This window comes from Stenotrophomonas sp. YJH_SMC_120 (assembly GCF_059368675.1).
Window position 1 is genome coordinate 175,420 of record NZ_JCAFRY010000002.1, and the last position, 23,042, is coordinate 198,461.

General features: G+C 66.4%; 15 protein-coding genes. 9 read left to right on the forward strand and 6 right to left on the reverse strand.

Annotated elements, in window-relative coordinates; genetic code table 11:
* The first annotated feature begins 2 nt into the window (after positions 1-2).
* The gene (locus tag AC5P60_RS04920; protein ID WP_483693136.1) at positions 3-3,332 is read left to right on the forward strand and encodes a hybrid sensor histidine kinase/response regulator; all 3,330 of its coding nucleotides are present in this window, start codon (positions 3-5) and stop codon (positions 3,330-3,332) included.
* Between the two features lie 4 nt (positions 3,333-3,336).
* Here the strand turns inward: AC5P60_RS04920 and AC5P60_RS04925 are convergent, their stop codons facing one another.
* Positions 3,337-4,011, reverse strand: a complete 675-nt coding sequence (locus AC5P60_RS04925; protein WP_483693137.1) for a response regulator transcription factor — start codon at positions 4,009-4,011, stop codon at positions 3,337-3,339.
* Between the two features lie 129 nt (positions 4,012-4,140).
* On the opposite strand from AC5P60_RS04925, the gene AC5P60_RS04930 reads away from it, so the two are divergent.
* Positions 4,141-5,787 (forward strand): fatty acid--CoA ligase, encoded by a 1,647-nt coding sequence (locus AC5P60_RS04930; RefSeq protein WP_483693138.1) that lies wholly within the window; start codon positions 4,141-4,143, stop codon positions 5,785-5,787.
* 19 nt (positions 5,788-5,806) lie between these two features.
* On the opposite strand, the gene AC5P60_RS04935 is transcribed toward AC5P60_RS04930, so the two are convergent.
* The 4 genes from AC5P60_RS04935 to AC5P60_RS04950 form a co-directional block, all read right to left on the reverse strand.
* On the reverse strand, positions 5,807-6,406 hold the full coding sequence (locus AC5P60_RS04935) for an NADPH-dependent FMN reductase (protein WP_483693140.1): 600 nt from the start codon (positions 6,404-6,406) through the stop codon (positions 5,807-5,809).
* 215 nt (positions 6,407-6,621) lie between these two features.
* Positions 6,622-8,388 carry a wall associated protein gene (locus AC5P60_RS04940; protein WP_111196977.1) on the reverse strand — a complete coding sequence of 589 codons (1,767 nt, stop codon included), beginning with the start codon at positions 8,386-8,388 and terminating at the stop codon, positions 6,622-6,624.
* A 117-nt stretch (positions 8,389-8,505) separates the two neighbouring features.
* On the reverse strand, positions 8,506-9,249 hold the full coding sequence (locus AC5P60_RS04945) for a FadR/GntR family transcriptional regulator (RefSeq protein ID WP_033834238.1): 744 nt from the start codon (positions 9,247-9,249) through the stop codon (positions 8,506-8,508).
* A 102-nt stretch (positions 9,250-9,351) separates the two neighbouring features.
* The gene (locus AC5P60_RS04950) at positions 9,352-12,243 is read right to left on the reverse strand and encodes a TonB-dependent receptor (protein WP_483693142.1); all 2,892 of its coding nucleotides are present in this window, start codon (positions 12,241-12,243) and stop codon (positions 9,352-9,354) included.
* Positions 12,244-12,484: 241 nt separating this feature from the next.
* Here AC5P60_RS04950 and AC5P60_RS04955 point away from each other — a divergent pair, with 241 nt between their 5' ends.
* From AC5P60_RS04955 to AC5P60_RS04985, 7 genes are all read left to right on the forward strand, one after another.
* The gene (locus AC5P60_RS04955) at positions 12,485-13,924 is read left to right on the forward strand and encodes a polysaccharide lyase 6 family protein (protein WP_483693143.1); all 1,440 of its coding nucleotides are present in this window, start codon (positions 12,485-12,487) and stop codon (positions 13,922-13,924) included.
* Positions 13,921-16,149, forward strand: a complete 2,229-nt coding sequence (locus AC5P60_RS04960) for an oligoalginate lyase (RefSeq protein ID WP_483693145.1) — start codon at positions 13,921-13,923, stop codon at positions 16,147-16,149. The genes AC5P60_RS04955 and AC5P60_RS04960 overlap by 4 nt, the downstream gene beginning before the upstream one ends.
* A complete protein-coding gene (locus AC5P60_RS04965; protein ID WP_197613733.1) occupies positions 16,146-17,450 on the forward strand; it encodes an MFS transporter in 1,305 nt (434 codons plus the stop codon). Before AC5P60_RS04960 ends, AC5P60_RS04965 begins: the two co-directional genes overlap by 4 nt.
* 42 nt (positions 17,451-17,492) lie before the next feature.
* A complete protein-coding gene (locus AC5P60_RS04970) occupies positions 17,493-18,245 on the forward strand; it encodes an SDR family NAD(P)-dependent oxidoreductase (protein ID WP_005413520.1) in 753 nt (250 codons plus the stop codon).
* A 21-nt stretch (positions 18,246-18,266) separates the two neighbouring features.
* Entirely contained in the window at positions 18,267-19,454 is a 1,188-nt protein-coding gene (locus tag AC5P60_RS04975; protein WP_483693147.1) for a GDSL-type esterase/lipase family protein, read from the forward strand.
* Positions 19,455-19,464: 10 nt separating this feature from the next.
* Complete coding sequence (locus AC5P60_RS04980; RefSeq protein WP_483693148.1) at positions 19,465-20,484, forward strand: sugar kinase; 1,020 nt, start codon at positions 19,465-19,467, stop codon at positions 20,482-20,484.
* Between the two features lie 160 nt (positions 20,485-20,644).
* The gene (locus AC5P60_RS04985) at positions 20,645-21,475 is read left to right on the forward strand and encodes a DUF6708 domain-containing protein (RefSeq protein ID WP_483693149.1); all 831 of its coding nucleotides are present in this window, start codon (positions 20,645-20,647) and stop codon (positions 21,473-21,475) included.
* Between the two features lie 58 nt (positions 21,476-21,533).
* Here AC5P60_RS04985 and AC5P60_RS04990 read toward each other — a convergent pair whose 3' ends face one another.
* The gene (locus AC5P60_RS04990; protein WP_483693151.1) at positions 21,534-22,985 is read right to left on the reverse strand and encodes a S41 family peptidase; all 1,452 of its coding nucleotides are present in this window, start codon (positions 22,983-22,985) and stop codon (positions 21,534-21,536) included.
* Positions 22,986-23,042: the final 57 nt, after the last annotated feature.

Here is a 23,042-nt window from a genome sequence, read left to right on the forward strand (position 1 = left end):
CGATGTTGACGCCCTCCATCGTCCTCTTCGCCTGCATTGCATGGACCGCACTGCTGTTTGGCGTGGCGCTGTGGGGCGAGCGCCGGGGGCACCGGCTTTCGAAGGCATGGCCGCTCATCTATGCACTGTCGCTGGCCGTGCACTGCACCGCGTGGACCTACTACGGTGCGGCCTCGCAGGGGCGGCAATGGGGTTTCCCCATTCCACCCACCCTGGCCGGCATGGCGCTGATCTTCGCGTTCGGCCTGCCGTTCCTGCGCCGCCTCGGGCGGCTGGCCAAGCAGCACAACAGTGCCACCATCGCCGATCTGGTCGTTGCACGACTGCGTGCCGATCGCGGCCTCGGCTTCACCATCACCCTGGTGGCGCTGTTCGGCATCATTCCGTACATCGCACTGCAGCTGAAAGCCGTCAGCCAGGGGCTGGGCACCCTGCTGGGTGATGGGTTCGCGCCTGCCGGTGCGCAGCTGGACATGTCGTTCTGGTTCGCGCTGACGATGGCCGCGTTCACCCTGCTGTTCGGTGCACGCAAGGCCTCGGCCACCGAGCCCAACCGCGGCATCGTGGTCGCGCTGGGCCTGGAGTCCGTATTGAAGCTGGTGGCGCTGCTGGCCATTGGCCTGTATGCGGCGTTGTCCGTACACAAGGCCGGCACACCGCTGCTGGAGAAGATGGCGCAGCTGCCACCACCGGCCATCGTGCCGGACTATCTCACCATGGTCGCGCTGGGGGCGATCTCCGCGTTCACCCTGCCGCACCAGTTCCATGTTGGCGTGGTCGAGCTTCGCCAGACATCGGACCTGAAGACGGCACGCTGGATGTTCCCGGTCTACCTGCTGCTGATCGGCCTGCCGTCGGTGCCGATGGCATTGGCCGGCGCCGCGCAGCTGCCGGCCTCGGTATCGCCTGACCTGTACGTGCTGGCGCTGCCGCAGGCCGGCGGCCATCATCTGTTGGCGCTGCTGGCCTATCTGGGCAGCCTGAGCGCGGCCACCGGCATGATGATCCTGTCCGGGCTGACGCTGTCGATCATGCTGGGCAACCATGGATTCGGTTCGCGCCTGCTCGGTGGCATCGGGGGCGGCGTGGCCAATGCCGATCTGCGCCCGCGCGTGCTGGCGTTCCGCCGTGCCGGCATCCTCGCCGTGTTCCTGATGTCGTGGCTGTACAGCCGCGCGATGAGCGACACCGAGGCACTCAGCGATTTCGGCCTGATGTCCTTCACCGCCCTCTCGCAGCTGGCACCGGCTGTGCTGCTGGCGGTGTATCGCCCACGTACGCCCTCCGCGGCCATCATAGCCGGCATCGTGCTGGGCTCATTGGCCTGGCTGTGGCTGGTACTGCTGCCGATGGTGATCCCGGCCGCGACGCCGTCGGTCAGCGCCGACGGGCTGCACTGGTTGGCGGTGGTCTCGCTGCGCGTGCAGCCGGGGCATATCGCCATCAGCATGGGGGCCAGCCTGGCGGTCAACCTGCTGACCGTGGCCCTGGTGTCGCGGGCCGTGCGTCCGTCATTGCCGCGGAGGCGGGATGCGGTGGCTGCGGCGTCCCTGCGCAGGACCGCCGGACGCTTCCTTGGCCAGGAGCGTGCGCGCCAGCTGCTCGAGGGCCACGCCGGGCAGATGCTGGATGACGACCGGGTCACCGCCGTCGAGCGTGAGCTGACGGCCGTGGTGGGCGCAGGCATGGCACGGCTGCTGGTCGAAGCCGCACGCGAGGGCGGCGCCGCGCCGCTGGATGCGGTGACCCGCGCCGTCGGCGAAGCTACCCAGGTGCTGCGCTTCAACCAGCGACTGCTCGAAGCCGCGCTGGAGAACATGAGCCAGGGCATCAGCGTGGTCGATGCGCAGCTGCAGCTGGTGGCCTGGAACAGCCGCTACGCCGCGCTGTTCAAGTTCCCGCCGGAGCTGCTGCAGGTCGGGCAGCCGGTGGTCAACCTCACGGCGTGGGCACTGGGGCAGCTGAAGATCGGCGATGGCCCCGGCGACACGCCCACCAGGGCGTTGCAGCGCCGCGTCGCGCACATGCGCCGTGGCACGCCGCACCTGTCGGAACGGATATTTCCCGATGACACCATCGTCGAGATCCGCGGCAACCCGATGCCGGGCGGTGGCTACGTGGCCACCTTCACCGATGTCACGGCGTTCCGCCGCGCGGAGGATGCGCTCAAGCGCAGCAATGAAACGCTGGAACGCCGCGTACAGGACCGCACCGCGAGGCTGCAGCAGGCGGTCCAGGAGGCCGAGCGCGCGAACGCGGCGAAAACCCGCTTCCTGACGGCGGTCGGCCATGACCTCATCCAGCCCCTGCATGCGGCCCAGCTGCTGACCGAGGCGATGTCGCAGCACATCGAATCCGAGTTCCTCGACAGTTTCCTGCGGCAGATCCGCGGCGCACTGGATTCCACCGATGACCTGCTGTCCGGCCTGCTCGATATTTCGCGACTGGAAGCCGGTGGGTTGGTGGCCGATCCACGCCCGTTCGCGCTGTCGACGGTGCTGGATCCGCTCGCGCAGGAGTTCGCGGTGCTGGCGGCGGCGCGCGGCCTGCAGTTCCGCCATGTGCGGAGCCAGGCCTGGGTCCATAGCGATCCCCTGCTGCTGCGCCGGGTGCTGCAGAACTTCCTGGCCAATGCCATCCGCTACACCCGCCATGGCGGTGTGTTGCTGGGTGTGCGCCGCCAGGGGCAGGCACTGATGATCGGCGTGCATGACACTGGCCCCGGCATTGCTCAGGAGCAGCAGGCGGTGGTGTTCGAGGAGTTCCACCGGGTCGATCGCAGCAACGGCCAGGGACTGGGACTGGGCTTGACCATCGCCCACCGCATCGCCGATCTGCTGCATGCACCCTTGCACCTGCGCAGCGTGCCCGGGCACGGCTCGGCCTTCTCGATCAGCGTGCAACGCGCAGCACCGCCTGTGGCCCCGCGCAGTTCGGCACCGGCGGGTGGCAGCAACGCCCTCAAGGGTATCCGCGTACTGGCAGTGGACAACGACCCGGACGCGCTGGAGGCGATGCGGCAACTGCTGCTTTCCTGGGGCTGCGACGTCATCGCGGCAGGCAGCGCCGATGCCATCGGGGCCTCAGCGCACGAGGCGGCGCTGTGGCTGTTCGACTATCACCTGGATGACGGCGATACCGGTGTTGCGCTGTCGCAGCGGCTGGCGGACATGCATGGACCGCGGCCGACGGTAATCCTCAGTGCGGATACCGGCAGCGATACACGCGAGGCGGTGCGCGGCGCTGGGCTATCCCTGCTCAACAAGCCGTTCAAGCCGTTGGCGTTGCGCTGGGCGATCAACCACCTGCTGGCGGCCACTGCCACGCGCTGACCGTTCAGGGCTCGGGCAGCTCTTCGATCAGCCGGGACGGATCGGCCAACCCCATTTCGTGCAGCACGCGGATGGCCTGCGCACGGTTGCGCACGCCCAGCCGCTCCATGATGCGTGTCATGTGCGCCTTGACCGTGCGCAGCTGTACGCCCAGCCGGTCGGCAATCTGCTTGTTGAGCAGGCCCTCGGCCACCAGCCCCAGCACTTTGTATTGATGTGCGGACAGGCTGGCCAGGCGCGCGGCGAGGTCGGCATCCCTGCTGAACGGCGCTACCCGCGCCACCGGCTCGCGCAGCAGCGCCGGGATCCAGCGTTCGCCCTCCAGCACGGACTGCAGCGCGGACTGCAGCTCGTTCAAACCCGAGCTCTTGGGCAGGTAGCCCGCGGCGCCGAGGTCGATGGCGCGCCGGATCACCTGCGGCTCCTCGTTGGCGGAGACGATGATGATCGCCAGGCCCGGCTGCAGCGCACGGATGGTCGCCAGCCCGGCCAGCCCATGGTTGCCCGGCATGTGCAGGTCCAGCAGCATCAGGTCGATCGACTGGTTCTCGATCGCCTCCAGCACGCCGTCCAGTGAATCCGCCTCGCTGATCTGCAGATCGGCGACCGCCTCTTCCGCCGCGCGATGCAGTGCCGCACGGAACAAGGGGTGATCATCGGCGATGAGCAGGGTTGGCATGTCCTGGCGAGATTATCAAATCGGCTGCGCGCGGGAACAGGTACCTAGGTACGCTGGTACAGCAGGAAGGGCTTGATAGTGTGGTGCGGAGAAGGCCGGCGACCGCAACGCCGCCCACGAGGAAATGCCATGTCATCCGCCCCCACTCCCGATGCCCATGCCTATCCACTGCTGATCAAGCAGCTGCTGCTGATGCCGCTGGCGGTGAGTCCTGAACAGGAAGTCGTCTATGGCGATAGGGTCCGATTCGATTACCGCACCCTGCAGGCGCGCATCGGCCAGCTGGCCGGCCTGTTGACCTCGTTGGGCGTCGGCCACGGCGACACGGTGGCGGTGATGGACTGGGACAGCAACCGCTACCTGGAGGCCTACTTCGCGGTTCCGATGATCGGTGCGGTGCTGATGATGGTGAATGTGCGCCTGGCCCCCGAGCAGATCGCGTACACGCTGAACCACAGCGGCGCGCGGGTGATCCTGGCCAACCGCGAGTTCCTGCCGCTGCTGGACGCCATCGACGAGCAGCTGCCGGACCTGCGCACGCGCATCCTGCTGGACGATGCCGGTGGCCCGCTGCCGCCTGGCTTCGCCACCGAGTACGAAGCGGGGTTGCGCGGTGCCACGCCGGTCGTCCGCTTCCCGGACTTCGACGAGAATGCCCGTGCCACGGTGTTCTACACCACCGGAACCACCGGATTGCCCAAGGGGGTCTATTTCAGCCACCGGCAGCTGGTGCTGCATTCGCTGGCGGCGATGGCCGCGCTCGGCGGCGCACCCCGCCAGGGCCGCCTGCATCGTGACGATGTCTACATGCCCATCACCCCGATGTTCCATGTGCACGCGTGGGGCCTACCCTACGTGGCTACCGCGATGGGCATCAGGCAGGTCTATCCGGGGCGCTACCTGCCTGCGAAACTGCTGGCGTTGATCGCCCGCGAAAAGGTGACCTTCTCGCACTGCGTGCCAACCATCCTGCACATGCTGCTGGAGCACCCGGACGCGGCGCAGACCGACCTGGAGGGCTGGAAGGTGATCATCGGTGGTGCCGCCCTGCCCCGTGCCCTGGCGCAGCGCGCACTGGCGCGGGGCATCGACATCTTCGGCGGCTATGGCATGTCCGAGACCTGCCCTCTGCTCACCATCGCCCAGATCGACGTGGACAGCGTGACCGATGCCGACGAGGTGCTGTCACTGCGCACCAAGGCCGGCATTCCGGTGCCGCTGGTGGACCTGCGCATCGTCGACCCGGACATGGGCGATGTCGCCCATGATGGCATCGCCACCGGTGAAGTGGTGGCGCGCGCCCCCTGGCTGACCCAGGGCTACCTGCACGATCCCGAGGCTTCGGCAACGCTGTGGGCGGGCGGCTACCTGCACACCGGCGACATCGGCAACATCGACGAAGCTGGCTACCTGCGTGTCAGCGACCGCATCAAGGACGTGATCAAGACCGGGGGCGAATGGATCTCCTCGCTCGCGCTGGAAGACATCATCGCACTGCACCCGGCGGTCAGCGAGGTCGCGGTGATCGGTATCGCCGACACGAAATGGGGCGAGCGGCCATTGCCACTGGTGGTCAGGAAGCCGGGAAGCCATGTGGCCGAAGCGGAGATCATCGAACTGGTCGCGGCGCGCAGCCGTTCCGGAGACATCTCACGCTATGCGATCCCGGAGCGCGTGAGCTTCGTGGATGCAATCGAGCGGACCAGCGTGGGCAAGATCAACAAGAAGAAGCTGCGCGGGCTGCATGATCCAGTCCTTGGCACCGGCGGGCGATGACGGCCTCTGCCGGCACCGCTCAAGCGCGCGACGCCCCACCCTGCAGCAGCTGGACCCAGCTCTGGAATCCCTCCAGGAAGCGCTGCAGGCGCTTGCGCGTCGCCGCGTCGAAATCTTCCGCGTCATCGTCGTAGGCGGCCGCTGCTTCCGCCACATAGAGCTGTGGCGAGGCCATGGTCAATGCGCCCATGGCGGTCAGTGTATGGCGCAGCTGCGACTGTGCCAGTTTGGTGCCCCAGTGACCCGGCGTAGCGCCGATGATCGCCACCGGCTTGGCCGAAAGGACCGTGCGGTACTCGGCATCGTCGCGGGACAGCCAATCGAGCGTGTTCTTGAGTACGCCGGGCAGTGACTGGCTGTACTCCGGCGTGGCGATCAGCACGCCGTCAGCGGCCGTAATGGCCGCGCGCAGGCGCTTGACCCCGGCAGGGCCGGCCGGGTCGGCGGCTTCCAGGTCTTCGTCGAACAGCGGAATATCGGCGATGGTGTCATGCACGGTCAGCAGCAGGCCCGCAGGCGCGGCGCCTGCTGCAGCCCTGACCAGGCGCCGGTTGTAACTGTTGCTGCGCAGGCTGCCGGCAAACGCCAGGATGTTCAGCGGTGGAGGGTTGTCGGACATGCGGGATTCCTGGAATGAGTCGGTGCGGGGTCACGGGCCAGGCATCGACAACGCGGGTGGGCCAGGGCCAGACTGGATCTGCAGAGGATCTCGGTTCCGGCGGTGTAGTGCCTTCGTTCTTGCTGCTCCCTTTTCCAGGGCGAACAGGGCGCGGCGGGGCGATCCAGCACGTGCCACTGCCCGCGTTGCGGCCCCTGTCCTGCCACATCGTACGCCTACTGCACGGGCTGGCTGGCTTCAGTGATGGACACAGGTCGTGCCATGCTGTCGAACGTATTGACCTTCCAGATGTAGCGTACGCCATCCTGTTCGATGACCTTCTGCAACAACGGTATCTGCTTGGCTGCGATGATTCCGCTGGCACGCTGATATGCCGGTCGCCCGGCCAATGCCGGATAGCTGCCGGAAGCGTCAAGCTGATAGCTGAGGGTGGTGGCGCGGCCCGGCTGGACCGAGGAAAGCAGATAGCCTTCGTCCACATTGAATCGATTGCCAAAGGTGTGCCGGGTGGTGACACCCTCTGCATCCTTGACGTCCACCCACTTCGTGGCCGGCGAATTCGCCTGGCACAGTTCCTTGCTGCCGTCGGCATAGCACCCGTTGGCCGGGCCGTAACTGTAGGCCCACGTATAAGGCTGGTCGATGCCCGGCCCGGTGACTGTCCTGGAAACCAGCGACCACGTGTAGTACCTGGCGGGCGTGTATTCGATCGAGTCGAGGAACCCGCTACCGGTGCTGTCGGGCATATTGCAGCCATAACGCGCCCACGAGCGGCCATGCAGCGTCGGCTCGAAGCGATACTTCGCCACTGCACCACTGGGATGGCGGATCGAACCGGAATGGCCGTAGGTCACCACACCCGGATTCCGGCAGAAACCCCGCTCTGCGGGAACGGCACCGGCACCCATGGTGCCTACGTTGAACCCCGTAGTCTGCCAGTAGGACTGGTCCGGGAAGGTGACCTTGTAGCCACCCACCACGGTACCGTAGGTCCACGTCCTCCCACCCGCACGGACCGCGCTCACTTCGCTTGGCAGCGTGCTGGGCGATCCAGCCGTCCATTCGAGATCGACGGTGCGGCCATCGTTGGCTGCGATGCGCAGCAACTGCCGTGGATTTGCCGGATCCCACGTGTAGGTCACCGAATTTCCAAACCGGTCTCGGGCACTGGTCGGAAGAATATGGAACTCCTGCCGGAAAAGAACGAACTCGAACTCCGTAACCGAGCCGAAGTTTCCCCGCGAGTATCCCTTCTTGATCAATGGCGGTCCGCTACCAAGGCTGGCCATATGATTGAGCGTATAGGTGATACCGGCAGGCGTCGTGACTTCGAAGCCCTCGCCTGCCCCATCGTCCATGGCGACGCAGCGGATGACATTGCCGCTCTTGGTTCGCATCGGGTACGCATGGCCTGTACTCGGCACCGGCCATTCGCTGCTTTGCGCGAGTAGATCCTCGTCACCGGTCTCTGGCAGGTAGAGCTGCGTTCCATGCCAGAACTCGTCGGAGTTGAAGTACTCGGTGAATGTCCCCGGCCCTGTCGGCGTCTGTGCCTTCACCGTGACGATCTCGGTTGGAGGCGGGGTGAACTTCGAACAGCGGTTGAGCGGCTCGGCCACCACGTAATTCTTCCATCCCCCCTGGGTGCTGAACGTTCCATGCACCCTGGGCAGGGCCAGGTCCCACACCCCGAACATGCCCAATCCCTGCCGGCCCTGTGCACCTGCCACCAAGCGCCGCTTGATGCCCACCTCCAGCGCACTGTTGCCCGGCAGGTCGACGTCGGTCTGCAGAAATTCCACCGAGCCGGTAAACAGCCCGATCCTCTCCCCGAACATATCACCGGTATCCAACTGCAGAATCTGCCCGCGGGCATTCAGCGCCGCCGCGTAGTCCTCCATCACCGTCGAGCCGCGGTTGGCGCTCGACGCAGGCAGGGCCGTCATACACAGCAGCGCAGCTGCCGCGATCCTTGCGTACATGGTGTCCCCCTCGTCGACGAAGCAGAGCTTACTTCGCGCTCGTCGGCACCGGCAAGGATGATTCCCCGCACGTCACAGCGTCCTGACCCGCCCCGGCGGCCCTGGAAACGCCGTTACTCAGATACGCGTCGTGGCCATGAACCGTTCGCGGTCCTGCTGCGTGCGGCGGCGGATCTCCTCCAGCGCCTGGCTTTCGGTCGCCTGCAGCATGGCCTCGAACAGACGCTGGAAGTGATGGCGCATCGCATTGCGCGCGGCCACCGGATCACGCGCGCGCAGGGCTTCGAAGATCGCCATGTGCTCGTCGGCACGGCTGGCGCCATCATCATGGCAGACCCGTGCATAGACCTCGGTTACCCGCGGCAGTTCGCTGCGCATGCGCCAGATCTGCTGCACGAAGAACTCCACCACCGGGTTACCGGAAAGCCGTGCGATGGCCAGGTGGAAACGGCGGTCGTACTCGCCGGCTTCCGCGTCGCTCAGGTCGCGACGGCACAGCGCTTCGGCCAGCGCCTGCAGCTCGGCAATGCCGGCATCATCCAGATTGCTTGCCGCCAAAGCGGCGGCCTCGGCCTCGAATACCGCGCGGGCAGCGGTGAGGTCAAAGGCGCTGACATCCGGCAGCCCGCCGGGCGCCGGCGTCGGGCGCGGCTTTACATGCACGCCCGAACCGATGCGGATCGCGATCCAGCCCTGTGCTTCCAGTGCGATCTCGGCTTCGCGGATGGTGACCCGGCTGACACCGAACCGTTCGGCCAGTTCACGCTCGCCCGGCAGCCGCGAGCCCGGCGGGAATTCGCCGTCCTCGATCAGCTTGCGGAGCTTGGCAGCGATGGTCTGGTAAAGGCGGTTGGCGGACATGCGGCTGACCCTTGGCGATTCCTTCCCGGTCCCTGCCCTGCCACCGCGGCCGGCAAGGGTCCGGTTGGAGCGACGGCGCGACCACTGGCCGCGCCGCCCTGTTCAGAACTTGTATCGTACACCGAAATACGCACGCCGCCCGTAGGTCACCACTTCGCGGAAGTTCCCATAAAGCGGCTGGTAGGCCACGCGCGGCTCGTTGGTCAGGTTCATCAACTCCAGCGACAGCGACAACCGCTTGTTCACCCGGTAGCGCAGGCGCAGGTCCACGCTGGTGTTGTCATCGTAGTAGCGGTTCTGCTGTGCGGTGTTGCCGGTGAAGTCCTGGTAGTAGTGCGAGCGGAACTTGCCGATGGCCTGGATGTTGAAGCGCCCGACGTCCCAGTAGATCGAGCCGGACAGGACGTGCCGCGAGAAGCCGCTGAGGCCCGCCGGCGGCACGATCGCCGGAATGATCGTGCCGTCACTGGCCAGCTGCTCGCCCAGTCGCGAGTCCTGGGTCCGGTAGTCGGCATCGGCGTAGTTGTAACTGACCTTGAAGCCCAGTCCGTCGAACGGCTTGGGCAGGTACGACAGTCGATGGGTGGCGGTCAGCTCGAAGCCGGTCAGCGTGCTGTCCTCGTCGGTGGTTACCTGCTGGCGTACCGGCACGGTCACGCTCTGGCCGTCGATGGTGTAGGTCTCCGGCACCAGCGCAGTGGCGGTGCCGCCGTTGAACTGCTTCCAGTACACCGCGCCGGCCAGCATCGTGTCCGGGTTCGGGTACCACTCCAGTGACAGGTCGCCGTTCCAGGACATCAGCGGCTGCGCGGCGGGGTTGCCGCTGGCGCTGATGTCATCCAGCGCGTCGGCCAGATTGCCGTAGGTGGCATCACTGCTCACGTTGATGGTGCGCCCGGCACCCAGCGCGGCGATGTCCGGCCGTGACATCGCGCGGTATGCACCGACCCGCAGCAACACGTCCGGGCGCAGTTCGAAGGCCGCGTTGAGGCTGGGCAGCAGCTTGTCGTTGCCCGCCTTGAACACCTGCGTGCTGTACGCACCGGTGGGTTGCAGGCGGATCGTGCCGTCACCATTGTCCTCGATACGCAGCCCGGTACGCACGCCTTCGGAGCGAACGTCGGTCTTGACCCAGCGCAGGCCGAGGTTGCCGGTCACCGGCAAGCCGAACAGGCTGCTGCTGAACTCCCCCATCAGATAGAGCGCGCGTGTCTTCTCGGTGATATCGACATTGTTCGGATCCTGGAAACCCGGATCCAACCCACTGTCGAGGCTGCCACGGAACGACTGGTACAGGCAGTTCGGATCGAAGTACGCCCACGAGGAGATCGTGTTGCCGCTGGCGGCATCCATGAAGTCATCCTGTGGGAACGGCGCGCGGCAGGCCTGGTTGGCGGCGATGATCTTCGCCTTGTCGGCCGCCACGCGCTGGTCGTAATCGCTTACCAGGGTGTTGTCGCGCAGGCGGTAGTCCGCCTGGCTGGCACGCACGCCACCCTTGATACGGGTGAAGAAGCCGGACTCCGGCATGAAGCTGGCATCGAAGCGGCCGGCCTTGATCCTGTGGTCGTTCTCCGTTGCGCTGGAGGTGACGCGCGCCGCGCCGGTGTAGGCGTCCCAGTTGTTGGGGTCGAAGTTCGGCGCCAGCGCGACACTGGGCACTTCGCCGTGCCAGTCCCAGTCATAGTCCACGTAGCCGGTGGCACCACTGCTGATGCCCGGCACGATGGCATTGTTGACGTCGCGCTGGTTGGCACGAAGGCGGGTCATGCGCTCGCTGTCGAGGCGATTGGTGTGCGAGTACGAAAGATCGGTGGACAGTTCCCAGGCCGGGGTCGGTCGCAGGATCAGGTTCAGGCCACCCCCGGTGTACTCCTCGCCACGCCAGTAGCGGTTTGAAGTGGAATCAATCGAGGTGCTGCCATGCAGGTGGCGCACGATGCCGTCCTCGTCCACCTCGCGCCGGGTGATGCCACGGCGGGCGTTGGACAGGCTCAGGTCGCTGCGGTTCTCGTACCAGTTGCGCTCGGTGTGTTCGAAGTCGAGGTTCACTTCAACCACGTCATTGGGCCGCCACTGCAATGCGGCGAACTCGCTCTGCCGGTCGTTGCGCTCCTGCTTGAGCCGGTAGATGCGGCTGCTTGGCACCAGGTAGTACGGCGCGCCGTTGGCGATGGCCTGCGCGGACACTTCATTGCAGTTGGCATTGCCCACGTTCTGCGTGCCATCGCAGGCATACCAGGTGGAACCGCTGGTGATGCTCTCTTCCGGGTCGGTGCCGTCCAGGCGCTGGAAGCCCAGCGAGATGCCCAGCTTCTGCCCGTTGCCGAACTCGAACTGGTCGATGTAGCTGGCGGTGCCGCGATAGCCGATGCCGTCGTCGTCGCGGTACTTCTTGTCATACTCGGCCCAGCTGCCGCGCAGGTCCAGCTGCGCCGCACGCTTGCCGTACTCCAGTGGGCGCACTGTTTCCAGGCCGATGGTGCCAGCCACGCCGCCTTCGATGATGTCGGCGCGCTGGGTCTTGTAGATGGCCACCGTATTGATCAGCTCGGCGGGGAACATGTTGAAGTTCACCGAGCGGTCGCCGCTGCCGTTGGTGATCTCGCGGCCATTGAAGTTGGTGCTGCTGAGGAAGGCACCCAGGCCACGGATGGAGATTTCCGAGGCGCCGGTCTTGTCGCGGGTCGAAGCGGCGCCGGTCAGGGTCTCGATCGCATCGGCCAGCGAAGGCGCCGGCAGGTCGCCGATGTCATCGGCCGAGAGCACGTCGGCAATGACCGTGTCATCGCGCTTCTTGTTGATCGAACTCTGCATCGATTCGCGGATGCCGGTGACCTGCACCTGGTCCAGCGTGGTGGGATCCTGCCCTGCCGCGTCCTTGCCGGATTGCGCCTGGGCCGTGGGCAGCCCCGCCAGCACGGCGAGCAGCGCCACCATCAGGGGTGTGGGGGACAACGAGATGCTGTGCACTGCTCCGGCGGGTCGCCGCATGGTTTCCTCCTCCCAAACGATCGCCTGCATGCCAGGCGTGGGACGCAGCTTCGGCACGGCGACATGAAAATGTCAACCAATTGGTATGCGATTGTTCAAATGCCTTTGATCCATACCACTTGATCGCAATTTAATGTGCTCATGCAGCATGACTTTGCGCGAAAGCTGGCTTACAACAGACCCGAAAGTGGTATGCAGGCCCACCCTGAAACGACAGCCCGGCCGTCCCTGGAAGGATTTCATGCGCATTCACTCGCTCGCGCGTCACCGATCCAATGATTCATGGCTGTTTTGCCTGACCACTGGTCTGGCAATGTGCCTGACCACTTCAGCAGCAAGTGCAGCCAGCTGGCTCGTCCACGATGTCGCGGAGTTCACTAGCGCCGCCTCGGCGCTGCAGCCTGGCGATGAGATCGTGCTGGCTGACGGCACCTGGACCGATGCCCGGCTGCTGCTTAAGGGTCAGGGCACGGCAGCCGCACCGATCGTGCTGCGCGCGCAGACCGCCGGCAAGGTCGTCCTCAGCGGACGCTCGGACCTGCGCCTGGCCGGGAACTACCTGCAGGTGTCCAACCTGGTGTTCCGCAACGGCTATGCGCCGGGTGATGCGGTGGTGGCGTTCCGCGAGTCGAGCAAGGCAGTCGCCAGCAACAGCCGCGTCACCGGCCTGGTGATCGATGACTACACCAACCCGGATGCCAGCGACCAGGACTACTGGGTATCGCTGTATGGCAGCAACAACCGGTTGGATCACAGCCAGTTGCGCGGCAAGACCAACGCTGGGCCGACCGTGGTGGTGGTGCGCGATGCCACCCAGGGCCTGGACAACCAGCACCGTATCGACCACAACTGGTTCGGGCCGCGCCCGGCGCTGGGCGTCAACGGGGGCGAAACGATCCGCGTCGGCACCAGCGACAGCTCACTGAGCGATTCCAACAGCACGGTGGAGAACAACTGGTTCGAAGGCTGCGACGGCGAGACTGAGATCATCAGCAACAAGTCCGGCGGCAACACCTACCGCGGCAACGTGTTCTACCGTTCGGCCGGCGCGTTGACCCTGCGCCATGGCAACGGCAACCGGGTGATCGACAACGTCTTCCTCGGCGATGACAAGGCCGGCACCGGCGGCGTACGCATCATCAACGCCGACCAGACCGTCAGCAACAACTACTTCGAGCGGCTGGCCGGGTCCAGCAACCGCTCGGCACTGGCGGTGATGGATGCGCAGGCCAGTCCTCCGCTGTCCGGCTATGCGCCGGTGGTGAATGCCACGATCAATCGCAACACCTTCGTGGACGTGGCGAAGATCAGTTTCGGCGTCGGCCACGATGAAGCCAAAGGCATCCTGGTCGCCGCCAGCAGCAGCCGCTTCACCGGCAACCTGATCGTCAACCGCAGCAGCAGGAACCCGCCGAATGCCGCCAGTTCGCTGGCCGGCATCGACTTCAGCGGCAACGTGCAGTCGCCGGCAGCCAGCACCGTGTTCCCGGGTGGCGTAGAGGGCCGTGGCGTCAGCCTGCAGCAGGCTGCCAGCGGATTGTGGGTGGCCACGCCTGCCCTGCCCGCCGTGGGCGCCGATCCTGCCCTGGCGATGACCGCGCGCGAGGCGACCGGCGTCGACTGGTATCCCAAGGTGGGCGAAGTTGCCCTGTCACGCACCCGCAATGGAGTTGATCGATGAGGTTGCAGCCGCTGTTCGTTTCCCTGGCCCTGGCCGCCCCCTGCGCCCTGCTGCCGACCGCGTCGCTGTCCGCAGCGCCCGCTGCCGCCGCGCGGCAGGCCGACACCGCGCCGGTGCTGGTCACCGCTGCGCAGTGGCAGCAGATGGCCAGCGAAGGCCGCCGCTACCCGTGGTTCGCCAAGGAGCAGGCGCGCACCGAGGCAACACTGAAGAAGATGATGAAGGCCGGCATCGACGTGCCGGTGCCCAGGGACAAGGGCGGCGGGCGCACCCATGAACAGCACAAGCGCAACTACCAGGCACTGTTGGCGGCGGGCACGCTGTACCGGTTGACCGGCGACAGGGCCTACGTGGACTACGCGCGCGACATGCTGCTGCAGTACGCCCAGCTTTACCCCACGCTGGGCCCGCACCCGGAGGGTCGCGGCCAGATTCCCGGCCGCGTGTTCTGGCAGGTGCTCAACGATTCGGTATGGCTGGTCAACGCCATCCAGGGCTATGACGCGATCCGTGACGTGCTGTCCGCCGAGGACCGCAACACCATCGAATCGAAGGTGTTCCGGCCGATGGCCGAGTTCCTCGTCAGCGAGCCGAAGAACTACGACCAGATCCATAACCACGCCACGTGGGCGGTGGCCGCCACCGGCATGACCGGCTACGTGCTGCGCGACCAGGAACTGGTGGAGAAGTCCCTGCGCGGCAGCCAGAAGGACGACAAGTTCGGCTTCCTGCGGCAGATCGACCTGCTGTTCTCGCCCGATGGCTACTACGAGGAAGGCCCCTACTACCAGCGCTATGCACTGGCGCCGTTCCTGCTGTTCGGCAACGCCATCGAACGCAATGAGCCGCAGCGGAAGATCTTCGCGCGTCGCGATGGCGTGCTGCTGAAGGCGGTGGATGTGCTGGTGCAGTCCAGCTATGGCGGCCTGTTCTTCCCGATCAACGATGCGATCCTGGACAAGGGCATCGACACCGAAGAGCTGGTGGCCGGCATCGGCATCGCCTATGCGCGCACCGGTGATGACCGCCTGCTGTCGGTGGCCCAGCAGCAGAAACGCCTGCTGCTTTCGCCCGAAGGCCTGCAGGTGGCGCAGGCACTGGCCGCCAACAAGGCCAAGCCCTTCGACTACCGCCCGATGCTGCTGCGCGATGGCCCCGACGGCGACCGCGGCGGCCTGGCGATCCTGCGCATGAACGGCGAACGCGGCCAGGCACTGGTGCAGAAGGACACGATGCAGGGCATGGGACACGGCCACTTCGACAAGCTCAACTGGCTGTTCTACGACAACGGTAACCCGGTGGTGACCGATTACGGCGCCGCCCGCTTCCTCAACGTGGAAGCCAAGCGCGGTGGCATCTACCTGGCCGAGAACCGCAGTTGGGCCAAGCAGACCGTGGCCCACAACACCCTGGTGGTGGACGAGCAGAGCCACTTCAACGGCGACTGGAAGCGTGGCGAGGCGCATGCCCCGCAGGTGCGCTTCTTCCAGGCCGATGCCGATACCCAGATTGCCTCGGCAACGATGCGCGATGCCTATCCCGGCGTGGCGTTCACCCGCACCCAGGCGCTGCTGCGCCACCCCGACCTGGGCTTGCCGGTGGTGCTGGACCTGCTGCAGGTGCACGGCGACAAGGCCGCGCGCTACGACCTGCCGCTGCACTTCAACGGCCACATCGTCACCACCGGCTTCGAGGCCGAGCACTTCCCCAGCCAGCGCCCGGTTCTGGGCAAGGACAACGGCTACCAGCACCTGTGGCTGGATGCACGCAGCAAACCCGGCAGCGAGCCGCGGTCGCTGGCGTGGCTGCTGGACGGGCGCTTCTACACCTACCGCTTCGGCAGCAGTGCGCCGGCGCAGGCGCTGCTGGTGGAAAGCGGCGCGAACGATCCGGAATTCAACCTGCGCCGCGAGCCTGCCCTGCTGCAGCGCGTGGACGGCCAGAAGGACGTCACCTTCTTCAGCGTGCTGGAGCCGCATGGCGAGTACAACGGCACCGCCGAGTACGTGCATGGCGCCGACAGCCGCATCAGGGAGATCGTGCGTACCCGCGGCAGCGATGCCGAGGTGATCGAGCTGCGCCTGGCCAGCGGTGCACGCATCGCCTTGGGTGTCGCCGATAACAGCGCCACCACGAGCGAGCACAGCGTGACCGTCGACGGCCACGTCTACCGCTGGAACGGCAGCCATGCGCGCCTGGACCGCAGCAAGGGTGACGGCAAATGAACGGCCCTGCGGTGGTGGCCAAGCTGCGCAAGGTGCCGGTGCGTTCAGCCGTGCGCTGGCTGATCGTGGGCCTGATTGCCGTGGCCACGGTCATCAACTACATCGACCGCAACGCACTGGCGGTGATGTGGCCGGAAATCGCCAGGGAAGTGGGCGCGACCAAGGATGACTACGCCCTGCTGGTGACGGTGTTCATGCTGTTCTACGCCGCCGGCCAGTTCCTGTTCGGCCGCCTGTTCGACATGATCGGCACGCGCCTGGGTTTCGCCCTGTCGATCAGCGTGTGGTCGATCTCCATCGCCCTGCACTCGATCACCCATTCGATGCTGTCCTTCAGCCTGGTGCGGGCGATGCTCGGCATCAGCGAAGCAGGCGCGTGGCCGGGCGCGGTGAAGGCCAATGCCGAGTGGTTCCCGGCGCGCGAGCGCGCATTGGCGCAAGGCGTGTTCAACGCCGGCGCGTCGATCGGCGCGATCGTGTCCGCACCGGCCATCGCCGGCTTGTACCTGTGGCTGGGCTGGCGCGGCACCTTCGTGCTGGTCGGTGCAATCGGTTTCCTGTGGCTGCTGCCATGGCTGTTTGTCTACCGCGCCGGCCCGGACAAGCACCCGTGGGTGAGCGATGCCGAGCGCCGGCTGATCCAGGAAGACCAGGCCGGGCAACAGGCGGTGGTGGCGCCGAAGGCCAGCGTTCGTGAGCTGCTGGCCCACCGGCAGAGCTGGGGCATGCTCGCCTGCCGCTTCCTGCTGGACCCGATCTGGTGGCTGTTCGTGTCCTGGCTGCCGATCTACCTGGCTGAAACCTTCGGCTTCGACATCAAGCAGATCGGCCTGTTCGCCTGGGTTCCGTTTGTCGGCGCGATGCTGGGCAGCCTCAGCGGCGGCTGGCTCTCCGGGCGGATGATCCGCGCCGGGCACAGCGTGGACCGCGCCCGCAAGCTGTCCATAACGCTGGGCTGCGTGGTCATGGCTCCTGCCCTGCTGGGTGCCGTGCTGGCCAACCAGCCGCTGCTGGCGGTGCTGGCAATCGCTGCGGTGCTGTTCGGCTTCCAGGTGGCCATCGGCAACATCCAGACCCTGCCGGGCGACCTGTTCGACGGCCGCTCGGTGGGCACGCTGGCAGGCCTGGGTGGCCTGGCCGCCGTGGCCGGCACCTTGATCACCACCTGGCTGGTGCCGGTGCTGACCCGCCACTCCTATGCCCCGATCTTCATCCTCGTTGCCGCCCTGGTGCCGCTGTCGCTGGCCGCGCTGTGGTGGTGGACCGGCCCTATCCGGAAGCTCGACCGCCGCGGCGGTTGAGCCCACGTTTTTCATTCCCCCGCAAACCAAGGAGTTTTCCGCATGTCGTTCCAGGACAAGGTGGCCATTGTCACCGGCGGTGGCCGCGATATCGGTCGCGCCGTTTCGATCAAGCTGGCTGCCGCCGGTGCACGCGTCTGCATCAACTACGCCAATGACGAGGCCAGTGCCCAGGAAACGCTGGCACGGATCCAGGCGGCCGGTGGCCAGGCCATGGTGCATCGCGCCGACGTCACCGATGCCACGGCCGTCGCCGGCCTGGTCGCTGCGGCACAGGCCGCGTTCGGCGAGCGCATCGACCTGCTGGTGAACGTGGCCGGTGGCATGGTGCAGCGCCGGCCGCTGGCCGACATCGACCCGGTGTTCTTCCACACCGTGATGGACCTGAACCTGACCTCGACCTACCTCACCACCCACGCGGTGGTGCCGCACATGCGCGAAGGCGCGGCCATCGTCAACTTCGCCTCGCAGGCAGGTCGTGATGGCGGCGGCCCGGGCGCATCGATCTACGCCACCGCCAAGGCGGCGGTGATGACCTTCACCCGCGCCATGGCCAAGGAGCTGGGGCCGAAGGGTATCCGGGTGAACGCGCTGTGCTGCGGCATGATCGCCACCCGCTTCCACGATGAATTCACCAAGCCGGAAGTACGCACGGCCGTTGCCGGCGCCACCCCGTTGCGCCGCCAGGGCGCGCCGGACGAAGCCGCCGACGCTGCGGTGTTCCTGGCCTCGGATGCGGCGGCGTTCATCACCGGCGCGAATCTGGACGTCAACGGCGGCACCTACTTCTCCTGACACCTGACCGGACTCCTGCCCATGCAGCGCTGGACACTTCTGTTTTCATTGACGCTCTGCTCCGCCATGACGGCGCCCGCTGCGTGGGCCGCACCCGTGTGGGTCACTGCCTGGACGGCCGCGCCCGCGCCCGACCGCAAGGACGGAACGTCCGATGCGCCGGTACAGTTCGCCGCACAGACCGTGCGCCAGGACATGCGTATCGGCAGCCGTGGCGATGCGCTGCGGCTGCGCATCAGCAACGAGCTCGGCACGGCGCCCTTGCGGGTCGAGGACCTGCGCGTGGGAGTGAAGAACGGCAAGGCCGCACCGCTGCCGGTAACGGTGGATGGCCGCGCGGTCATCGAGGTGCCGGTCGGAGCCGCGCTGCTGAGCGACCCGGTGCGGATGCCGGTGGCGGCGCTGCAGGAGATCAGCGTGAGTGCCTATTTCCCGCAGCCCACCCGCCCCGCCGTGCGCCGCACCGAGCTGCGGGTCGCAGATGGCAGGCAGACAGCCGTCGCCGACAGCGTGCGGCTGAGTTACCAGCAGAACGTTTTCTCGGCAGTGATGGTGCAGCGTGATGATCGTCCCCAGGTAATCGTGGCGCTGGGCGATTCCATCACGGAAGGCGCCACCGCACGCCGCGGCAGCTTCAACCAGTGGCCGGAGCGATTGGCGCAGCGCCTGCAGCAGGCCTGCCCGAACCGGTTCGTGGTGCTCAACCAGGGCATCAGCGGCAACAAGCTGCTTGACCATGGCCGCAGCCACAGTGCGCTGTCACGATTGGATCGCGATGTGATCGCGGTGGCCGATGCCGATCAGGTGATCCTGTTCGAAGGCATCAACGACATCCGCCACGGCGGTGGCGCGCAGCCGCTGCCTGGACGCAGTGCGGCGGACATGCTGCTGGGCTATCAACAGGTTGCGGCGCGGCTGCATGCGCACGGCATCCGCGCCTGGCTGGGTACGCTGACCCCGTTCGGCGGTTCCGAGCGCTACGAGCCCGAGTCCGCCGCCACCCGCACCACGATCAACCAGTGGGCACGCGGCGGCAACAGCGGCTTCGACGGCATCATCGATTTCGATGCCGCGCTGCGTGACCCGAAGGCAGCCGAATCGCTGCCCAACGAGATCACCCGCGACCATCTGCATCCCAACGACGAAGGCTACCGGCGCATGGCCGATGCCATCGATCTGCGCATGCTGGGCTGCACTACCCCCGAGTGAGAGAGAACCGATGAGCCACGTCGTTTGTTTCGGTGAGTTGCTGCTGCGCCTGGGCGCACCCGGTCGTGAACTGCTGCTGCAGACGCCGCAGCTGCAGGTCCATGTGGGAGGCGCCGAGGCCAATGTGGCGGTCTCGCTGACCAGCCTGGGCCACGATGTGCAGATGGTCAGCACAGTACCCGGTAACGCGCTGGGCCGGCATGCCGTGGCCGAGCTGCGGCGGCATGGCGTGGGTGTGGCCGCCGTGCGTGAAGTGGAGGGTGACCGCATGGGCCTGTACTTCCTCGCGACCGGTGCGGTGCAGCGCGCCAGTGAAGTGGTGTATGACCGCGCCGGTTCTGCATTCGCAAACAGCAATGCCAGTGACCATGCGTGGCCCGCCCTGCTGTCCGGCGCGCACCTGCTGCATGTCTCGGGCGTCAGCCCGGCGCTGGGTGCCAACGTGGCCGAGTCGGTGCTGGGTGCCGTGCGTGCGGCTCGCGCGGCCGGTGTGCAGGTGTCCTTCGACGGCAATTACCGTTCCTCACTGTGGCGACGCTGGGATGGCGACGCAGCGGCGATCCTGCGTGAGCTGTTCGCCGAGGCCGACATTGTCTTTGCCGATCATCGGGACATCGAACTGATGCTGGGGCTGCACTTCGCGCAGGACGATGCGGTCGCCCGAACCGAGGCCGCTGCGGCCACTGCCTTTGCCGCGTTCCCGCACCTGCGGTGGCTGTCCTGCACCCAGCGCGAGGTGATCAGCGCCGACCATCACGTGCTCGGTGCGCTGCTGCTGGGACGCGATGGAACCCGCGCGCAGGCTGCTCCGAGGCCGCTGCCCGGCATCGTTGATCGCATCGGCGGTGGCGATGCCTTTGCCGCCGGCATCCTGCACGGATTGCTGTCCGGGCTCGACGCAGAAAGCACCGTGCGCTTCGGACTGGCTGCGGGCGCGTTGAAGCACGCCATTCCCGGCGACTTCAGCCCTGCCCGCGAAGCTGAAGTCCGGGCACTGATGGAGAGCCACCCGTTCGACGTTCGTCGCTGATCTCCCCCCGGGAGAATCCCGCTAGAATCCAACGGGCGCTGGAATCGCGCAGGAATCGCCCATGGATTACACCGGATACACGCGCAAGTTTCCCAACAACCGCCCACTGAATGCGTTTGATCGCGAGCACCGCCTGCTGCAGAAGAAGCGGCTGGATGTCGTGCCGTTGGCGCAGCTGTGCGTGGTGAAGATGAATTCGAACGGCCTGGTTTCGGTGGATCGCTGGTTCGCCGCGCGTGGCTTTGCAGCCCTGCTGGGCGCGATCGGCATTGCCTTCGGGCTGGGCGGCATGCTGATGCTGCTCTGGTTGCTGATCGTGAACAGGCTGCCCAACGAAAACGGCCTGTGGGAGGCGATATTCATCGGCATGGCGATGCTGGCCGCCTTCACTGCAGCGAGCATCTGGGTGGCTTGCCTCGAGCTGTTCCGCTGGACCTACTATCCGATCGCGCTCGATCGCAAGCACCGGCAGATACACGTGTTCCGGCTGGATGGCACCACCCTCAGCGTGCCCTGGGACCAGGTCTATTTCACGCTTGGCCGCGGAACCGGAACCTTCGGATGGTACAACTGGGATGTCCGCGGACTGATCCTGGACGCGGATGGCGTCGCAGTACGGGAGACGTTCGCGTTCTGCATCGCGACCTCTCGCATCGAGAACGCACATGCCCACTGGGAGTTCCTGCGGCGCTACATGGAAGAAGGACCGGCAGCCGTCGTGGACGCGGTGCACTACTGCATGCCGCTGGACGGCAAGCACGAGAGCTTCGCGTCCGGCAAGGAGCGCATCTTCGCCGAAGACGCGCAGCTCCCGGGTTTCATGTGGCTCACGATGCTGCCACTCAACTACCTGCACACGATCATGCGCTGGGTGGTGATGCAGACCAGCAGGATTCCGCAGTTTCCACCGGACATCGAGGCGCGCCTGACACCGGACGCCGGTGATCCCTGTGTCCGCGACGCTTCGATGAATCCACCGGACCTGCGCTGACCCAGCGGTGCGTCCGACAACGGCACGTGGGAATCCCGCGTCATGGGCAGGTGCGTCCTCACAGCGCCAGCAGCCACGCTTCCAGTGCGCGTGTGTCCCGCATGTCGCCGTCATAGCGACGATCCGGCACATGCGGTTCATTCGAACCACGCACCCGCCCCCGGAAAACCTTCATCGGCACCGAAATCCTGGCCAGCCCGCTTGGCAGCCGCTCCGGCCTGACATCCATGTAGAGGCTGTCGGCCGAAGTCTCGACGCCCACCTGCACCGCGCCCAGCCGTTTCCACAGATCCAGTGCATCGAGGCAGGCCGAGCCGCAGGAGGCATCGGCCACGATCACCACCCTGCCCCTGCGCAGCGGAGCGGCCGGGCCTGCGGTTGCAGCTGTATCTGCCCTGGCCTCGGATGGCTCGCGCCACACTGCCTCACCCCGGTCGCGCGCCTGTGCCATGCCCGCCGTCACCGATTCCAGCATGCGACGCAGCTCTGGCGACGCGTCGGGCGCCTGCACCAGCTTCTGCAGGAAGCCGCGCAATTGGGCGATGTTGGCCTCGGAGGTCCGCCACTCCACCCAGCTGGGATCGGACAGCGCGTCCACGGCGGCACGGCCCCAGATCAATCGCGCCAGTTCGATGCTCCACTGCGAAGCACCGTCACTGTTGCCACGCACATCCAGCACGACCGACCGTGCCTGCTGCAGTGCTTCGGCTTTTGGAGCAAGCTGCTCGAGCAGCGCGGTCAGTTCCTTGAAGTTCTGCTCCGTAGGGTCGGCATTGAAGCTGCTTGTGGTGATCCAGTAGCCGCCATTGGGCATCGTGTGCCAGCCATTGGCCGGTCGGAAGCTGCGCCGGGTGTCGGCCAGCCGCTCCTTGCGCTGTGCGGCCTGCAGCGGCTGCCACTGCAGCGCATAGGATTTCTCGCGTCCGTCCACCAGGAAAACGCAGGTGCGCAGTGCCGGCACGTAAGGATTGCCCTGCTCCAGCAATACCTCACCGCCGCCGTGGATGCGGCTCGCCTGCAGGTTCCAGCGCCCGCTGAAGTCCCCGATCCTGCGCGCAGCCAGCGTCTGTGCATCGATGCCATCACAGGACAGCAATCGTGCTCCAAGTGGCGGATGGCCTGGGCCACCGTCCACGGTCATGACCACCTGCGTGTCGCCATCGAAGCCGGTCAGGAAGCCGGGCCACCGCGTTGGCAGCTCGGGAGCCCCGGCAAGCGCATTGAGGCTGACATGACCATCGTTGAAAGAGGCTGCATAGCCCTTCATGGCCCACCAGTAGCCCGCGAAACTCTTAGCCTTTCCAACGCGGGAGCGTGCCAGTGCCAGGGCAGCGTCCAGCTGGGCGCCGAATCCGGGGTTCTGCCGATCAACGGCCCCGGGATGGCTGCCGCGCATCGCCGCATCGGCAGCCTCCAGATCCTTCTGCAGCGTACTCGGCCAGTCGATCGGCGCGTCCTGCGTGGCAGGTGCAGCCAGCACTGCACCCAGCAACAGCCATGCAATGGCCATGGATTCATCCCTCTACCGGACCGACCTGCAGTCTCGCAGCTTTCCGCGCTGGCGTAC